This window comes from Ramlibacter ginsenosidimutans, from assembly GCF_016654015.1.
Classification (GTDB): Bacteria; Pseudomonadota; Gammaproteobacteria; order Burkholderiales; family Burkholderiaceae_C; genus Ramlibacter; species Ramlibacter ginsenosidimutans.
Genome location: NZ_JAEPWM010000004.1, coordinates 130,392 through 146,332 on the forward strand (window position 1 = coordinate 130,392; position 15,941 = coordinate 146,332).

General features: G+C 68.3%; 14 protein-coding genes. All 14 read right to left on the bottom strand.

The genetic code is table 11. The features are described 5' to 3' along the window. Window positions 1-26: 26 nt before the first annotated feature. The gene (locus tag JJB11_RS11760; protein ID WP_201170888.1) at window positions 27-1,436 is read right to left on the bottom strand and encodes an enolase-like domain-containing protein; all 1,410 of its coding nucleotides are present in this window, start codon (window positions 1,434-1,436) and stop codon (window positions 27-29) included. Beyond that, window positions 1,429-2,280, bottom strand: coding sequence for a sugar phosphate isomerase/epimerase family protein (locus tag JJB11_RS11765; RefSeq protein WP_201170889.1), 852 nt, complete (start codon window positions 2,278-2,280; stop codon window positions 1,429-1,431). The genes JJB11_RS11760 and JJB11_RS11765 overlap by 8 nt, the downstream gene beginning before the upstream one ends. Before the next feature lie 9 nt (window positions 2,281-2,289). After that, entirely contained in the window at window positions 2,290-3,825 is a 1,536-nt protein-coding gene (locus JJB11_RS11770; RefSeq protein ID WP_201170891.1) for a tripartite tricarboxylate transporter permease, read from the bottom strand. 21 nt (window positions 3,826-3,846) lie between these two features. After that, window positions 3,847-4,410, bottom strand: a complete 564-nt coding sequence (locus JJB11_RS11775; protein ID WP_201170893.1) for a tripartite tricarboxylate transporter TctB family protein — start codon at window positions 4,408-4,410, stop codon at window positions 3,847-3,849. Between the two features lie 13 nt (window positions 4,411-4,423). Next, complete coding sequence (locus JJB11_RS11780) at window positions 4,424-5,431, bottom strand: Bug family tripartite tricarboxylate transporter substrate binding protein (RefSeq protein WP_201170894.1); 1,008 nt, start codon at window positions 5,429-5,431, stop codon at window positions 4,424-4,426. A 93-nt stretch (window positions 5,432-5,524) separates the two neighbouring features. Beyond that, window positions 5,525-6,592, bottom strand: coding sequence for a dihydrodipicolinate synthase family protein (locus JJB11_RS11785; RefSeq protein ID WP_201170896.1), 1,068 nt, complete (start codon window positions 6,590-6,592; stop codon window positions 5,525-5,527). A 106-nt stretch (window positions 6,593-6,698) separates the two neighbouring features. Then, a complete protein-coding gene (locus JJB11_RS11790; protein ID WP_201170898.1) occupies window positions 6,699-7,736 on the bottom strand; it encodes an NAD-dependent epimerase/dehydratase family protein in 1,038 nt (345 codons plus the stop codon). Window positions 7,737-8,042: 306 nt separating this feature from the next. Further along, the gene (locus tag JJB11_RS11795) at window positions 8,043-9,125 is read right to left on the bottom strand and encodes a TRAP transporter substrate-binding protein (protein WP_201170900.1); all 1,083 of its coding nucleotides are present in this window, start codon (window positions 9,123-9,125) and stop codon (window positions 8,043-8,045) included. A gap of 121 nt (window positions 9,126-9,246) precedes the next feature. After that, entirely contained in the window at window positions 9,247-10,326 is a 1,080-nt protein-coding gene (locus JJB11_RS11800; RefSeq protein WP_201170902.1) for a TRAP transporter substrate-binding protein, read from the bottom strand. Between the two features lie 131 nt (window positions 10,327-10,457). Further along, window positions 10,458-11,537 (bottom strand): TRAP transporter substrate-binding protein, encoded by a 1,080-nt coding sequence (locus tag JJB11_RS11805; protein WP_201170904.1) that lies wholly within the window; start codon window positions 11,535-11,537, stop codon window positions 10,458-10,460. Between the two features lie 224 nt (window positions 11,538-11,761). Then, entirely contained in the window at window positions 11,762-12,781 is a 1,020-nt protein-coding gene (locus tag JJB11_RS11810; RefSeq protein ID WP_201170906.1) for an NHL repeat-containing protein, read from the bottom strand. Between the two features lie 85 nt (window positions 12,782-12,866). Then, window positions 12,867-14,753: a 1-deoxy-D-xylulose-5-phosphate synthase gene (dxs, locus tag JJB11_RS11815; protein WP_201170909.1), complete on the bottom strand. Its 1,887-nt coding sequence runs from the start codon at window positions 14,751-14,753 to the stop codon at window positions 12,867-12,869. A gap of 2 nt (window positions 14,754-14,755) precedes the next feature. Next, window positions 14,756-15,676 (bottom strand): polyprenyl synthetase family protein, encoded by a 921-nt coding sequence (locus tag JJB11_RS11820; RefSeq protein ID WP_377372043.1) that lies wholly within the window; start codon window positions 15,674-15,676, stop codon window positions 14,756-14,758. Beyond that, complete coding sequence (gene xseB, locus JJB11_RS11825) at window positions 15,673-15,900, bottom strand: exodeoxyribonuclease VII small subunit (protein WP_201170912.1); 228 nt, start codon at window positions 15,898-15,900, stop codon at window positions 15,673-15,675. The genes JJB11_RS11820 and xseB overlap by 4 nt, the downstream gene beginning before the upstream one ends. Between the last annotated feature and the right edge of the window lie 41 nt (window positions 15,901-15,941).

The following is a 15,941-nucleotide window of genomic DNA, read 5'->3' on the forward strand; positions in this document are numbered from 1 at the left end:
GTCCTCTGCGTCCGGTTGTTGGTCTTTCAGATCGCGCGCATGTCCCGGAACTCCGGCAGCACGCCGCTCGCGAAGCCCGGCACAGCGAGCGACGCGAGCGCGATTTCGCCGTCGCGGATGCGCAGTCGCACGGCGCCGTGGCTGCGCTCGTACAGGTCCGGGTGCGCGTGCAGGAAGGCGTCCTGCTCCGCCTGCGGCAAGGCCGCCATACCGTCGACGTAGTGGTGGCCGTTGCGCTCCACGTGGCGGATGCCGAGCAGGTTCACCAGCGCGAGGTCCTGCTGCACGGAGAGGCCCGCCTGCGTGGTCAGGTCTTCGGCGGAGAGGAAGTAGCGGGGCGTGGCCTCTTCCCGGTTCCAGGCCGCACAGCGCGCCGCATTCAGCACCGACTTGTAGAAGCCCTTGCAGGTCTTCGAAGAGATGCCTGCGTAGCCGTGCGCACGCGCCTGCACGAAGCTTTGCAGCTCGCCGTCCGATTCGTCGACGATCACCGGCTTGCCCAGGTCCACGCTGCGCAGGTCGACGTCGAGCGCGAGCTTGCGCGCGATCGGCTGCTCGATGAAGAGGATGGCGTCCCACAGCCTGCGCAGCGACGCGCGGCCCTGGATGCCGCGCACCAGCTCCTGCACGCCCTGCGCGCTCTCGTACTGCTCGTTGCCGTCGAGGGATGCGTAGTACGGATGCGGCAGGCGGTCCAGCACGGCGGCGATGGCCTGCAGCCGGTCGAGGTCCGCGTCCACCTTGCCGGCGACCTTGAGCTTGAAGTAGCGGTGCCCGTACACGCGCACCACGTCCTCGAGCGTCTCGGGCAGCCCGTCGCCGACCCGCTCCGTCTGGTCCGCCGCGGTGATCGCATCCACCAGGCCCACCGTGTGGCGCGCGTGGATGCTCGCGGCGGGCTGCAGGCCGGCGAGGAACTCGTTCCAGGCGAAGCCTGCGAACTGCGGCAGGACGGCGCCCATGCCCGCGAGATTGGCGTGCATCGCGGAGTAGAACGACACACCGAGGGCGCGGCACAAGGCGTCGAGGATCGCGCGGTCGACCAATGCCGGCCCATAGTTCGCGAGCAGCGGGTTGAACCCCTGCGCGGCGGCCGCGCGCTCGTGCGCTTCGTGGTGGCGGGCGAAGTGGCCGAAGGCCGTCGCGGGCTGGCGGTCCGCCAAGTAGGCGTCGCGCGCCATGCGCAGCACGCTGCGCAGTTGCTCGAAGTTGTCTTCGTTGGAGAGCGCCAGGTTCTTGTCGAACCACTTGGGCGCCATCAGTTCCGCGGCGCCGCCAACCGCGCTGCGCCCGTCGGGCAGGGCGATCTCCGCGCGCACGAAGGCCTGCGGCGCCTCCCGCAGCGTGACCACGCCGAAGCGGAACGGCATGCGCAGGGTGACGGGTCGCTCGAACAGTTCGAGCGAGCGCAGCGTGAACGACGGGGCTTCAGCCATGGGCCTGCAGACCCTGCAGCACGCCGCGCAGGAAGCCGATGGAGTGCGCGGCGCAGCCCGGGCCGTCCGGCACGTAGTCGAACGGCTCGACGCCGAGGATGCCGGGGAAGTGCCCTTGCGCTTCCATGTCGCGCAGCACGCGCAGCACCGGGCCGAAGTCGAGCGCGCCCTGCCCCGGCCCGCGGCGATTCGGGTCGTTCACCTGCACGTGGCCGATCACGCCGCGCGGCATCCACTGCGCCATCACTTCGTGCACCGGCAATTTTTCGGTCTGGCCGGCGGCGCTGCAGTCGACCATCGTGCGCAGGGCCGGCGAACCGATCTCCTCGACCAGCGCCGCGCATTCCTCGACCGTGTTGAACAGGTCGGTCTCGCGCCGCGCCAGGGGCTCCAGGCAATAGGTGACGCCGCAGCGCGCAGCTGCTGCCGCAGCGCCGGAGAGGCACTCACGCGCGCGCTCCAGCGCCTGTTCGCGCGTGCTGCCTTCGGGCACGCTGCGCTGCTTGGGCGATCCGTGGACCAGGTAGCTGCCGCCGAGCGCGGCGCAGAGTTCCACCAGCCGCACCATGACCTCCTTGGTGCGCTGGCGCAGCGCCGCGTCGGGCGACACGATGGAGAGACCCGCAGGCGCGACCAGCAGCCAGTGCAGGCCGAAGATCGTCAGGCCGTGGTCCTCCGCCGTGCGGCGGTAGCCCGCGATCTCGGCGTCGGTGAGCTCGGTCGGGTCGTCGGCCAGCGTGAAGGGCGCGAGCTCCAGGCCGTCGTAGCCCAGGTCGGCCGCCAGCTTGCATTGCTGCGGGAATGGAAGAGGCTGCAGGACCTCGTTGCAGAGCGCGAATCGCATGGACGCAGCTTACGCGCGTCGCGGCCGCCCGCCGCGCAGCAGGCGCATGACGCCGGCACGCACGCGGTTCACGCCCGCCTTGAAAGGCGGCACATACAGCAGGATGGTAAAGATCGTGACAGCCGCGAACACGGCGGCGATCGGCCGCGTGAAGAAGGGCGCGAGGCTGCCGTCGGAGAGCACGAGGCCGCGGCGCAGGCTCTTGTCCAGCAACGGACCGAGCACCAGGCCCAGCACCAGCGGCGCCATCTCGTAGCCTCGGCGGCGCAGGAAATACGCGCCGATGCCGATGGCCAGCATGGCGTAGATGTCGAACAGGCGCGAGGCGGTCGCGAACGCGCCCACCGTGCACAGCAGGAACACGATCGGCATCAGGATGCCGCGCCGCACCTTCAGCACCTGCAGCAGCGGCCGCACGCCGAACAGGCCGAACAGCAGGATGGTGATCGAGGCCAGCGTGGTCATCGCGACCACGTGGTAGATGAACAGCGGATGCTCGATCATCAGCATCGGGCCGGGTTGCACGCCGTGGATGATCATCGCGGCCATCAGCACCGCGGACGGCGCGGAGCCCGGGATGCCGAGCGCCAGGCACGGGATGATGTGGCCGGGAACCGAGGACATGTCGCCGGTCTCCGCTGCCATGAGGCCGTCGATGGAGCCCTTGCCGAACTTCTCCGGCTCCTTGCTCAGCGCCTTGGCGGCGGCATAGGACATCCAGGCGCCGGCGTCCTCGCCGACCCCCGGGAGCAGCCCGGTGAGCACGCCGATGATCCCCGAGCGCAGCACGGTCCAGCGGTATTGCAGGATCTCGCGCCAGCGTGGCAGCACCGAGTCCTTCAGGTCCGCGATCTTGCGCTCGATGGGATCGGACAGGGTCGTCAGCACTTCGGCGAGGCCGAAGGCACCGACCAGCGCCGGGATCAGGGCGATGCCGCCCGCCAGTTCGTCCCATCCGAACGTGAAGCGGTTGTACGCATAGAGGCTTTCCTGCCCCACCTGCGCGAGGAACAGGCCCAGCAGGCCCATCAGCCAGCCCTTGAGCGGGTCGCCGCCGACGATGCTGCCGGACAGCGTGACGCCGAACAGCGCCAGCCAGAAGAATTCGAAAGCGCCGAACTGCAGGGCGACTTCCGACAGCGTCGGCGTGAACAGCGCCAGGCACAGCACGCCGATCAGCGTCGACACGAAGGCGCCGGAGGTCGCGATGCCGATCGCGCGGCCCGCCTGCCCTTGCTGCGCGAGCGCGTAGCCGTCCGCGCACGAAGCCGCGTTCGCCGCGGTTCCCGGGATGTTCAACAGGATGGCCGTGCGCGAGCCGCCGTACAGCGCGCCGACATAGGAGCAGATCAGCACCAGGATCGCGTCGTTGGCCTGGAGCTTGATCGTGAGCGTCGTGAGCAGCGCGATGGCCAGCGTCGCCGACAGCCCCGGCAGGATGCCCATGATGATGCCCACGAACGCCCCGCCCAGCCCGTACAGGAGCGTGAGCGGGTTCATGAAGCTCCAGTACGCGGCGCCGAGGTCGTGCAGTCCTTGCAGCATGGGAAACGGAATGAGGGCCCGTCAGGGCAGGCGGACCAGGAACACGCGCTCGAACACGAGCCAGGTGACCGCCGAAGCAGCGACGCCGATCACCAGCGCCTTGGCCCACGACTTCGCGTCGAGGCGGCGCTCGGCGGGGTCCGGGCTGATGCGCTGGAAGATCAGGATGGAAGCGGTGACGTAGATCGAGGATGCGAGCCAGAACGGGATGCCGTGGCCCACCAGCACGACGCCGTAGCCGACGCACAGCAGCACCGCGATGACGACGCGCTTGCGCTCTTCGCGCCGGTGCGGCGTCGCTGCGGCGATCGCTTCGTGCGCGGCGCCCCGCCGCCAGCTGCGCAGGCCCATGACGCCGCCCAGCAGGATCATCGCGATCCCGAGCAGTCCGGGCAGCAGGCCGGGCACCGTGACCGGGTTGATGTTCTGCGACTGCAGGCGGTCCATGGTGATGGACCCGACCAGCACGGCGGCGCCCAGGACGATCCAGCCGATCGCATCGTGCAGGTCGGCGCGCGCGGACGCGGGCTCCTCGTCGGTGCCGAGGGCGACCGAGTGCTCGGGCACGAGGGCGGGATCGGTCATGGGTGCTGCGTCCTCAGGGCTTGGGGATGCCGACGGTGTCGGGCGAGACCTTGGTCTTGCCGCTCGCATGCAGGTTCCAGGCATTGGCCTGCACCGCGGGCCACACGGCCTTCTGCGCTTCCTCGCCGTAGAGCGGATCGAACAGCGCGCCGCGGCTGGTCGCGTACTTCTTCAGCGCCTCGCTCTTGGCGATGTTCTGCGCCCAGAGGCGCTCCACCGTCTTCACCACCTCGTCGGGCACGCCCTTGGGAATGAAGATGCCGAAGTAGTTGGCCGGGGCATGGAAGCCGGGCACGGTGGCCGACAGCGGCGGGATGGTGCCGTAGCCTTCGAGTTCGAGCGGCTTGTTGCTCACGACCGCGAGCGGGCGCAGGCGCTTGCCGCGGATCATGTCGGCCTGCTCCACGGCGAGCTGCGTGGTGAGGTCGGCTTCGCCGGCGACGGTGGCGACCACGGCGGGATTGCCGCCGTCATAGGAGACTTCCTTGTACTTCACGCCGGTGGCCTTGACGATCTCGTCCATCGCGGCGTGCGCGGCGGAGGTCACGCCCGCGGTGGCGACGCTGATCTGCCCCGGGCGCTTGTGCATGTCGTCCAGCAGCTCCTTCGCGGTGTGCCAGGGACGCGAGGGATTCACGCCGATCACCTGCACGTTGGCCACGTTGAGGAACAGGTGCCAGTCCTTGATGCTGGTGTTCACCGAGCCGAGCGACTGGTACGCGCCCAGGTCCTGCGCCGCACCGGCCGTCCAGGTGTAGCCGTCCTTCGGCGCGTCCAGCGCGCTCTTGGTGCCGATGGCGCCCGATGCGCCCGGCTGGTTCACGATCACGATGGTCTGGCCCAGCGCCTTCTCCAGTTCGGCCGCGGTGACGCGCGTCACCTGGTCGGTCGAGCCGCCCGCCGCCCAGGGCACGATCAGGTTGATCGGACGCGTGGGCTTCCAGTTCTGTGCGGCAGCCGGCAGCGAAATGGCCAGCACCGCGCCGGCGGCGAGGGCATGGAGGAAGAAGCGCTTGTTCATCGAGGTCTCCGGGTTAATTCCCTAATTGGTTAATTAAAAGGTGAGGGCCACCAGCCTGTCAACGCCGCTTGCCCGGATGCGCAGGCACTTTGTTCAGGCCAGCCAACGCTCACGATGCGCGGCGACGAAGGCATCATCCGTCAGGTGCGGGTAGTCGCGCTGCACGCGCGTCAGTTCCTCCGCCTGCCCCGGGCTCAGGCCTTCGCCGGCGTCGAGGCACCACGTGCCTTGCAGCAGTCCCTGGCGACGCAGGATCTCGTGGCAACCCGCGATGCAGCCATGGAAGTCGTGCGCCACGTCGAACAGGGCCGCATTGCAGTCCGTGACCTGGCTGTCCAGTGCAAGCAGGTCCAGCGGCACGCCGCCGGACTCCACGGCCAGGTGCAGGCGAGCTAGCAGTTGCACGGCTGCTTGCGTCCAGACGCTCCAGTGCCCGAGCAGCCCGCCCTTCACGCGCACCGTGACCGGCTGGCCATCGCGCACGAACCGGAACGGCGTCACCAGGTCGAGCACGATGTGGTCGTCGTTGCCGGTGTAGAGCGTCACCCGTTCCTCCGCGCGCGCAGCCACGACGCCGCGGATCACGTCCACCGTGCGGTAGCGGTTGAAGGGCGCCATCTTGATCGCGACGACGTTGTCGATCAGCGCGAACCGGCGCCAGAAATCCATCGAGAGCGCAATGCCGCCGACCGCAGGCTGCAGGTAGAAGCCCACCAGCGGGAACTCCGCCGCGACCGCACGGCAGTGCGCCTCCAGTTCGTCCTCGCTCGCGCCCTTCATGGCGGCGAGGCTCAGGAGCCCCGCGTGGTAGCCAAGGCCGCGTGCGATGCGCGCCTCGCGCACGGCCTGCTCCGTCCTGCCGGCGAGACCCGCGACCATGAACAGCGGCCTGCGGCCGCCGAGCGGCTCCCACTCGCGCGCGGTCTGCATCGCGAGCTCCAGCACCGGCTCGTACAGCCCGACGTCGCGGATCGCGAATTGCGTGGAGTGCACGCCGACGGCGACGCCGCCCGCACCGGCGTCGAGGTAGTAGCGCGTCAGCGCGCGCTGGCGGCGCGCATCGAGCTTGCGGTTGGCATCCAGCGCCAGCAGGTGCGCGGGGATGGCCGCGCCGCGCCGCAGGACGGCGAGGCTTTCCGGTGGCAGTTCAGTCCAACGCATGGTCGATCATCTCAAGGCTAGTGTCCGGTGCCGCCGCGGAACCGGCTTGGCCGGGCCGCTGGGGCGCCTCCGCGAGGGGGAGGCGCCCGAGGCGCTTCAGGGCGGGTCAATACTTTCCGTCGCGCGCTTCGTAGTGCGTGGGCTTGTTCAGGGAAGCGCCACCGTGCTGCACCCAGTCGGCCGTCCACTCCAGCATGCGCGAGAGACTCACCCGCGGCTCGCCGAACAGGCGGAAGGCTTCCTTGCAGTCGACCAGCCACGCCGTCTTGGCCTCGTAGCCGGTGAACACCGGCGCGACGTTCATGCGCTCGCCCAGCTCGCAGGCGAGCTCGCGGATGCTCACCCTGGGGCCGCTCAGGTTCAACGGCGAGGTCGGCGCGGTGCAGTGCGCGAGCGAACGCAGGGTCCAGTCGTTCGCCTCGCCCTGCCAGATCACGTTCGCATGGCCCATGGAGAGGTCGATCAGCTGCTTGCGCAGCAGCTTCTGCGCGATGTCGTGCAGCACGCCGTAGCGCATGTCGATGGCATACGACAGGCGCAGCAGCCGGCCCGGCGTGCCGAGCTCGTGCGAGAAGTGCTCGAACATGCGCTCGCGCGCCACGCAGGAATTGGCGTACTCGCCCGAGGGCGCGGTGGGCGGCATGGACTCCGGCGCGCCGTCGCCGTCGCTGGGGACGAAGGGATAAACGCAGGCGGTGGAGAAGGCGACGATGCGCGAACGCGGGAAGCGCTCGGCGACCAAGGCGGGCACATGCGCGTTCATCGCCCAGGTCAGCCACTCGCTGCCGGTGGAGCCGAACTTGCGTCCGGCCATGAACACGATGTTGGGTGCGTCGGGCAGCCCCGCGAGCGCCTCGCGCGAGAGCAGGTCGGCGGTGATGCACTCGACACCGGCCGCCTGCAGTTGCTCGCGCAGGCCCGGTTCGGAAAAACGCGCGACGCCGATCACCCGCCGCTCGGGGCTGGCGCGCTTGGCCATCCGCGCCAGCGTCGGGCCCATCTTGCCGCCGACGCCCAGCACCATGATGTCGCCGGGCACCTGCTGCAGCGCCTGCACCAGTTCCGGCGAAGGCCGGCTCAGCAATTCCTCCAGCGCGGTGACGTCCGCGATGCGCGCGGGCAGGTCCTTGGCAGCTTCCGTCATCCCGCCACTATTCACTAACTGGTGAATTAGCGCATGAGGGTGATCCCTTAGAACGATGGGGGGCTGGGGGCGGGGTCTGGGCGGCCTTTGAGGGAGCTGGGACGGATGATCGAAAAGGAGAACGCAGAGTGCGCAGAGGTTACGCAGAGGACGCAGAGAAAACCTTGAAGAAGGATGTTCTGCGCCCTCTGCGTAACCTTTGCGTCCTCTGCGTTCCAAAGAGACTGATCTGGCGCAGATGCCTACACGGGCAGCGAAAAGAAAAAGGCCGCCCGAGGGCGGCCGTTTCGCGACGCGGGTCGGCTCTCAGACTTTCGTCGACATCATGAAGCTGTCGAAGTAGTACTCCGAGAAGCGGCTCCACAGCAGCTGGTCGCGCTGGAAGGCGCGCATGTCCTGGTGGATGGTCTTGAACTCGGGCGACTTCGCCTCGTGCTCGGCGAACACTTCCATCGAGGCCTTGTAGCCGGCCTGCAGCACGTCCTTGGGGAAGGCCTTGAGCTGCGTCTTGTTGGCCACCAGGCGCTTCAGCGCGATGGGGTTCACGGCGTCGTACTTCGCGAGCATGTCGCGCGCGGCCACGTTGCAGGCAGCCTGCAGGATCGCCTTGTTCTCCGGCGACAGCGCGGCATAGGCCTTGGTGTTCACGAAGAACTCCAGCTCCGCCCCGCCTTCCCACCAGCCCGGATAGTAGTAATACGGCGCGACCTTGTTGAAGCCCAGCTTCTCGTCGTCGTAGGGGCCGACGAACTCGGTGGCATCCAGCGTGCCCTTCTCCAGCGACTGGTACACCTCGCCGGCCGGCATGTTCTGCGACACGACGCCCAGCTTCGCCATCGCTTCGCCGAGCAGGCCGCCGCCCATGCGCATCTTCAGGCCCTTCAGGTCGGCGACGCTCTTGATCTCCTTGCGGAACCAGCCGCCCATCTGCGTGCCGGTGTTGCCGGCGCTGAAGCTCTTGATGTTGTGCTTCGCGTAGAACGCGTCCATCAGCTTGCGGCCGTTGCCGTGCTCCATCCACGCGTCCATCTGGCGCGCGGTCAGCCCGAAGGGCACGGCGCAGCCGAAGGCGAAGATCGGGTCCTTGCCCGTGAAGTAGTACGGCGCGGTCTGCGCCATCTCGATCGTGCTGTTCTCCAGTGCATCGACCACGCCGAAGGCCGGCATGAGCTCGCCGCCGGCGTGCACGGAAATGTCGAACTTGCCGCCGGAGAGATCCTTCACCGTCTTGGACATCACTTCGGCGCTGCCGAAGATGGTGTCCAGCGACTTGGGAAAGGAGGAAGCGAGGCGCCAGCGCACCGCGGCCTGCGCGTGCACCGCGGGTGCGACACCGGAAGCGAGCACGCCGGCGATGCCGGCGCGCTTCATGAGGGAACGACGGTCCATGGAAAGCGGCTCCTGACTGCAATCGACAAATGTGTGGCGCGCATGATGCGCCGACCGGCGTCACAAAGCTGTCAGGAAGCTGGCATCTCGACAGGAGCGCGAAACCTGCGCGGGGCCCTCCTCACAACCTCTGCGATTGCATGAAGCGGTCGAAGGTCGCCTCCGTGAAGCGGAACCAGAGGTTCTGGTCGGCGCGGAACCGGGTGTAGTCCGCGTAGACCTTCTTCCAGTTCGGATTCTTCGCGGACAGCTCCTCGTACACCTGCATGGACACCTTGAACGACTGGGCCATCACGTCGTTCGGGAACGGACGCAGCCTGGCGCCCTGCGCGACCAGCGTCTTCAGCGCCGCGGGGTTGCGCGCGTCGTACTTGGCCTGCATGTCCACGTGCGTGAAACCCGAGGCCGCCTCGACGATCGCCTTGTACTCCGCGGGCAGCGCGGCCCAGGCCTTGCGATTGATGAAGAAGTCGACCTGCGGGCCGCCCTCCCACCAGCCGGGGTAGTAATAGAAGGGCGCGACCTTGTTGAACCCGAGCTTCAGGTCGTCGTAGGGACCCACCCACTCCGCCGCGTCGATGGTCCCCTTCTCCAGCGCCTGGTAGATGTCGCCGCCGGGGATGCTCTGCGGCACGCCGCCCATGCGCTCGATGATCCGGCCGGCGAAGCCGCCGATGCGGAACTTCAGGCCCTTCATGTCGGCCAGCGACCTGATCTCCTTGCGGAACCAGCCTCCCATCTGCGAGCCGGTGTTGCCACCCGGGAAGCTGACCATGTTGTAGTTCGCGTAGAACTCGCGCATCAGCTTCAGGCCGTTGCCTTCGAACATCCACGCGCTCATCTGCCGGCTGTTCAGGCCGAACGGGATGGCTGCGCCGATGGCGAAGGTCTCGTCCTTGCCGAAGAAATAGTAGGGCACGGTATGGCAGGCCTCGACCGTGCCGTGCTGCACGCCGTCCACGACGCCGAACGCAGGCATCAGCTCGCCGGCCGGGTGCACGGAAATCTCGAACCGGCCGGCGGTCATGGCCTTCACCTGCTTCGAAAAGACCTCGGCGGCGCCGTAGATGGTGTCCAGCGACTTGGGAAACGACGATGCCAGCCGCCAGCGGATGGTGGCCTGCGCGTGCACCGCCGGGGCGATGCCGGCGGCGAGCACGCCGGCGATGCCAGTGCGCCTCAGGACGGAACGACGATCCATGGCGAATTTTCTCCTTCTGCTGCCGCGGTGGCGCGGCGGATCATCGACGCCGCCTGCAAAAAAAACGCCCCGGCGGATGACCGGGGCGGATCATAAGGTTCCCATGGCGACCGAAGCCGCCGCGGGCCGGGTCAGAGCTTCTGGGCCTGCATGAAGCGGTCGAAGGTGGCTTCGGTGAAGCGGAACCAGAGGTTCTGCTCGGCGCGGAACTTGGAGTAGTCGGCGTAGATCTTGTTCCAGTCCGGGTTCTTGGCGCTCAGCTCGCTGTACAGCGCCATGGAGTGCTTGAACGCGGTGGACATCAGGTCGTTGGAGAAGGCGCGCAGCTTGGTGCCACCGGCGACCAGCGTCTTCAGCGCGGCCGGGTTGCGGGCGTCGTAGCGCGCCTGCATGATCACGTGCGCCTCGGTCGCGGCCGATTCCACGATGGCCTTGTTCTCCGCGGACAGGGCGTTGTAGGCCTTGTCGTTGACGAAGAAGTCCAGCTGCGGACCGCCTTCCCACCAGCCGGGGTAGTAGTAGTTGGGCGCGACCTTGTTGAAACCGAGCTTCAGGTCGTCATACGGACCCACCCACTCGGCCGCGTCGATGGTGCCCTTCTCCAGCGCCTGGTAGATCTCGCCGCCCGGGATGTTCTGCGGCACGCCGCCCATGCGCTCGATCACCTTGCCCGCGAAGCCGCCGACGCGGAACTTCAGGCCCTTCATGTCGGCGGCGGACTTGATCTCCTTGCGGTACCAGCCACCCATCTGGCAGCCGGTGTTGCCGCCGGGGAAGTTGACGATGTTGTACTTGGCGTAGAACTCGCGCATCAGCTTCAGGCCGTTGCCCTCGAACATCCACGCCGTCATCTGGCGGCTGTTCAGGCCGAAGGGAATCGCGCAGCCAAGGGCGAACACCTCGTTCTTGCCGAAGAAGTAGTAGGGCGCCGTGTGCGCCATTTCCACCGTGCCCTGCTGCACGCCGTCGACCACGCCGAACGCGGGCATCAGCTCGCCGGCGGCGTGGGTGCTGACCTCGAACTTGCCGCCGGACAGGGCCTTCACGCGCGCGGAGAACACTTCGGCCGCGCCGAAGATCGTGTCCAGCGAACGCGGAAAGGACGAAGCCAGGCGCCAGCGGATCGCGGCCTGCGCGTGCACGGCTGGCGCGATGCCCGTGGCGAGGACGCCCGCGATGCCGGCCTGCTTGATGAGGGAACGACGGTCCATGAAGACTCCTGGTTCTAAGAAGTTCGGGTTGCATGAGCCCCGTTTGCCAAACTTTCGTATTGACGCGCGAGAGTCGCCCGATTCTAGGAATGACAGGATTCCGTCAGGCCGGGGTTTTCCCTGCGTGAACAACGCACGCAAGGCAGTCGTTCACGCAACGCAGCCTGCGCGGATCGCGTGGCTGCAGTCCGGAGTCGCGCCGCCTGCTGTGCCCGTCACGTTTCTCAGGGGAAGGCGAAGCCGCCGACCGAGCTTCCCGATGCCCCGACCAGCGCTGCCCCTGGAACCGAGGTACCCGCGGCCAGGGTGCTCGCGTGGCCCAGGACATAGGCCTTGTCATACGCACCGACATACAAACGGTCCTGGGCGGCATCGACCGCGACCACTCGCGCGTTCGGCAGCGCCACGGTCCCGACCGTGACCGGCGACGCGGCGCTGGCACCGTTCACGATCGTGACACCACCGGACGGGTCGGCTGCATACAGCCGGTCGCGGCCGGGGTCGATGGCGATTCCGGTCACTGCGATCGGCAAGAGCAGGTGCCGCGCCGCAAACACCGTGCCGCTGGCGGAGTCGATGTTCGGGAACACATGAACTCCCGTGGTGGATCCGATGACGTACAGGGTGGCGCGGCCGGGATCCAGCGCGATGCCGTGCGCGCCGTCGTTGATCGTGAGGACCCGGGCAGGCACCACGGGCCCGCTGGCGCCGCTTGCCTGCGGCACGACCAGGACCTGGTCGTCGTATCTGCGGCTGCCCGCCACGTACAGGGTGTCGTGGGCGCCATCGAGGACCATCGCGTTCCCCCAGAGCCAGTCCGATGGCAGCGTGATGGTCCGGGCTGGCGTCGCGGTTTCGGTCAGGGCGCTTGCCTGGGCGTAGACAAGCACGGACGCCGCCGACATCGCATAGAGCAGGTCGTGGCTGGAGTCGTAGGCGAGCGGGTCGCGCAAGTTGGAAATGGCGAGATTCTTCTGCGCCGACAAGCTGGACCCGGAGTTCGACGTCCACGCCGGCAGCGCCGTGAGCGTGCCTTGGCCGATATCGGTCACGAACAGCTGCATTTGCACCTGCGCCGGGCTGGCGGGCGGCGTGTTGACCGCGTTCTGGCTGGGGCCCGGGTCCGCGGTCTGGCTGGACGACGTGCCTACTGCACTGGTCCCGCCGCTGCCGCCGCCTCCGCAGCCAACAAGCATCCAGAGCAACGCGAAAGCGAGCGTCGCCCGCACCAGGAACTGCTTCATCCACCCCCCTCGTCATCGCAAGACGTGCGATGTGCGCGGGGATGTTATCGGGCGCCGGGAGAAACCGCTGTTCGGTTTTTCCCTCTCAGCCGACGACCTTCAGGTTGGGGGCGGGCCGTTCCAGCAGCTCGCCGAAGCGCGCCTGGATCGAAGCCTCGATGCCCGCGGCGTCGAGGCCTTGCAGCGACAGCAGCTTCGCCGGGTCCCCGTGCGGCGCGTACTCGTCGCGCAGCCCCAGTTGCAGCACCGGCTTGACGATGCCGGCGGCGTTGAGCGCCTCGGTGACCGCGCTGCCCGCGCCGCCCATGATGGCGCCCTCTTCCACCGTGACCAGCGCGTCGTGCGAGGCGGCGATCTGCAGCAGCAGTTCGGTGTCCAGGGGCTTGGCCCAGCGCATGTTCGCGACGGTGAGGTCCAGCCGGTCCGCCGCCTGCAGCACCGGGTAGAGCAGCGTGCCGAAGGCGAGCACCGCGACGCGATGGCCCTGGCGGCGCAGTTCGCCCTTGCCGAAGGGCAGCGGGTGCAGGCCCGGTTCCACCGTGGTCCCCACGCCGGCGCCGCGCGGATAGCGCACCGCCACCGGATGGTCCTGCTGGTAGGCCGTGGTGAGCAGCTTGCGCGTCTCGTTCTCGTCGGCCGGGCAGGCGATGCTCACGTTGGGGATGCAGCGCAGGTAGGCGATGTCGTAGGCGCCCGCATGCGTGGGACCGTCGGCGCCGACGAGGCCCGCGCGATCGAGCGCGAACACCACCGGCAGCTTCTGCAGCGCCACGTCGTGGATCAACTGGTCGTAGCCGCGCTGCAGGAAGGTCGAATAGATCGCGACCACCGGCTTCAGGCCTTCGCAGGCGATGCCCGCCGCGAACGTGACCGCGTGCTGTTCGGCGATGCCGACGTCGAAGTAGCGGTCCGGGAAGCGCTGGTGGAACTCCACCATGCCCGAGCCTTCTCGCATGGCCGGCGTGATGCCGACCAGCCGGTGGTCCTGGGCCGCCATGTCGCACAGCCAGTGGCCGAACACCTGGGTGAAGGTGGGCTTCGGCGGCGTCGCCGGCTTCACCAGGCCGACCGCGGGATCGAACTTGCCAGGCCCGTGGTAGGCCACCGGGTCCGCTTCGGCCAGTTTGTAGCCCTGGCCCTTCCTGGTCACCACGTGCAGGAACTGCGGGCCCTTGAGCTGGCGGATGTTCTCCAGCGTCGGCACCAGCGATTCGAGGTCGTGCCCGTCGATCGGGCCGATGTAGTTGAAGCCGAACTTCTCGAACAGCGTGGCCGGAACGACCATGCCCTTGGCATGTTCCTCGATGCGCTTGGCCAGCTCGAACAGCGGCGGCGCGACGTGCAGCACCTTCTTGCCCAGCTCCTTGGTGGCGGCGTAGAAGCGGCCGCTCATGAGCTGCGCGAGGTAGCGGTTCAGCGCGCCCACCGGCGGGCTGATCGACATGTCGTTGTCGTTCAGGATGACCAGCAGGTCCGTGTCGGTCACGCCCGCGTTGTTCAGAGCCTCGAACGCCATGCCCGCGCTCATCGCGCCGTCGCCGATCACGGCGATCGAGTGGCGCTGCTCGCCTTTCAGCTTGGCCGCCACCGCCATGCCCAGCGCCGCGGAGATGCTGGTGGACGAATGCGCCGTGCCGAAGGTGTCGTACTCGCTCTCGGCCCGCTGCGGGAAGCCGGCGAGGCCGCCCAGCTGGCGCAACGAGGCCATGCGGTCGCGCCGGCCGGTGAGGATCTTGTGCGGATAGGTCTGGTGCCCCACGTCCCAGACGACGCGGTCCCAGGGCGTGTTGAACACGTAGTGCAGCGCGATGGTCAGTTCCACCGTGCCCAGGTTGGAGCTCAGGTGCCCGCCCGTGCGCGCCACCGACTCCAGCACGTAGGAGCGCAATTCGTCGGCCAGCACGGGCAGCTGTGCGCGTCCCAGCCGGCGCAGGTCGGCGGGATCGTTGATCGTTTCCAGCAGCGTTGCCATTTCTAGTTGTCCCTGTGCACCACCATCTCGGCCAGCGCGCGCAGTGCCTGCGTGTCGGCCAGCCCGGTGGTCGCGAGCGCGGCGCGCGCCTGTTCCAGCAATTCGGCGGCATGGTTGCGGGCCCGGTCCAGGCCCAGCAGCGACACGTAGGTCGGCTTGTCCTGCAGCGCGTCCTTGCCCGCCGTCTTGCCAAGGGTAGCGGAATCCGCGGTCACATCGAGGATGTCGTCGACCACCTGGAAGGCCAGGCCCAGGGCCCGGCCATATTCCGCAAGTCCGCTCGCGGCCTCGGGCGCCGCCTCGCCGCAAGCTGCCCCCATCATGACACTGGCCTGCAGCAGCGCGCCCGTTTTCAGGCGATGCATGTGTCGCAATTCATCTTCGGTGAGCCTCTGGCCGACCGCCGCGAGGTCGATGGCCTGCCCGCCCGCCATGCCGGAGCCGCCCGCGGCCTGCGCGAGCAGGCGGCAAAGGCGGGCCTGCGTGCGATCGGGGATGCCGGCATCCGCCGGTGCCAGCAGCTCGAAGGCCAGCGCCTGCAGCGCATCGCCGGCCAGCAAGGCCGTGGCCTCGCCATACGCCACGTGCACCGTGGGCTTGCCCCGGCGCAGCACGTCGTTGTCCATGCAGGGCATGTCGTCGTGCACGAGCGAATACGCGTGGATCAGCTCGACGGCGCAGGCGGCGCGCAGGGCTGCGTCCAGGTTCCCGCGCACGGCTTCGGCTGCGCCCAGCACCAGCAGGGGGCGCAGGCGCTTGCCGCCGTCCAGCACGGCGTACCGCATCGCTTCCCCCAGGCGCACCGGCGCGTCGTGCGGAACCCACGCCGACAAGGCCTGTTCCACCCGCGCGAGCCGTTCGGCCGACCAGGACTTCAGGTCGAACACGGAGCCGTCACTGGGCCCGAGCGCCGCGGCGCTCACTCGCCCGCCCACGGCTTGAGCACGCCGGCGTCGAGCACCTTGATCTGTTCCTCCACGGCCTGCAGCTTCTCGCGGCAGAACTTCAGCAGGTCGGCGCCCCGCTCGTAGCCGGCCAGCAGCTGTTCGAGCGGCAGCTGGCCCGACTCGATCAGACCGGTGAGTTGTTCGAGTTCTTCCATCGCCGCTTCGTAGCTGGCAGGAGGTTTGAAAGGCGGCTTGGGCATGCAATCTTTTCCGGTCAACCATGGATTTTAGGCGAGCGCCC

Excerpts from the sequence above, each read along its gene's own strand:
- JJB11_RS11760 (WP_201170888.1), bottom strand. The coding sequence starts at position 1,436 with ATGGCTGAAGCCCCGTCGTTCACGCTGCGCTCGCTCGAACTGTTCGAG.
- JJB11_RS11765 (WP_201170889.1), bottom strand. The coding sequence starts at position 2,280 with ATGCGATTCGCGCTCTGCAACGAGGTCCTGCAGCCTCTTCCATTCCCG.
- JJB11_RS11770 (WP_201170891.1), bottom strand. The coding sequence starts at position 3,825 with ATGCTGCAAGGACTGCACGACCTCGGCGCCGCGTACTGGAGCTTCATG.
- JJB11_RS11775 (WP_201170893.1), bottom strand. The coding sequence starts at position 4,410 with ATGACCGATCCCGCCCTCGTGCCCGAGCACTCGGTCGCCCTCGGCACC.
- JJB11_RS11780 (WP_201170894.1), bottom strand. The coding sequence starts at position 5,431 with ATGAACAAGCGCTTCTTCCTCCATGCCCTCGCCGCCGGCGCGGTGCTG.
- JJB11_RS11785 (WP_201170896.1), bottom strand. The coding sequence starts at position 6,592 with ATGCGTTGGACTGAACTGCCACCGGAAAGCCTCGCCGTCCTGCGGCGC.
- JJB11_RS11790 (WP_201170898.1), bottom strand. The coding sequence starts at position 7,736 with ATGACGGAAGCTGCCAAGGACCTGCCCGCGCGCATCGCGGACGTCACC.
- JJB11_RS11795 (WP_201170900.1), bottom strand. The coding sequence starts at position 9,125 with ATGGACCGTCGTTCCCTCATGAAGCGCGCCGGCATCGCCGGCGTGCTC.
- JJB11_RS11800 (WP_201170902.1), bottom strand. The coding sequence starts at position 10,326 with ATGGATCGTCGTTCCGTCCTGAGGCGCACTGGCATCGCCGGCGTGCTC.
- JJB11_RS11805 (WP_201170904.1), bottom strand. The coding sequence starts at position 11,537 with ATGGACCGTCGTTCCCTCATCAAGCAGGCCGGCATCGCGGGCGTCCTC.
- JJB11_RS11810 (WP_201170906.1), bottom strand. The coding sequence starts at position 12,781 with ATGAAGCAGTTCCTGGTGCGGGCGACGCTCGCTTTCGCGTTGCTCTGG.
- dxs (WP_201170909.1), bottom strand. The coding sequence starts at position 14,753 with ATGGCAACGCTGCTGGAAACGATCAACGATCCCGCCGACCTGCGCCGG.
- xseB (WP_201170912.1), bottom strand. The coding sequence starts at position 15,900 with ATGCCCAAGCCGCCTTTCAAACCTCCTGCCAGCTACGAAGCGGCGATG.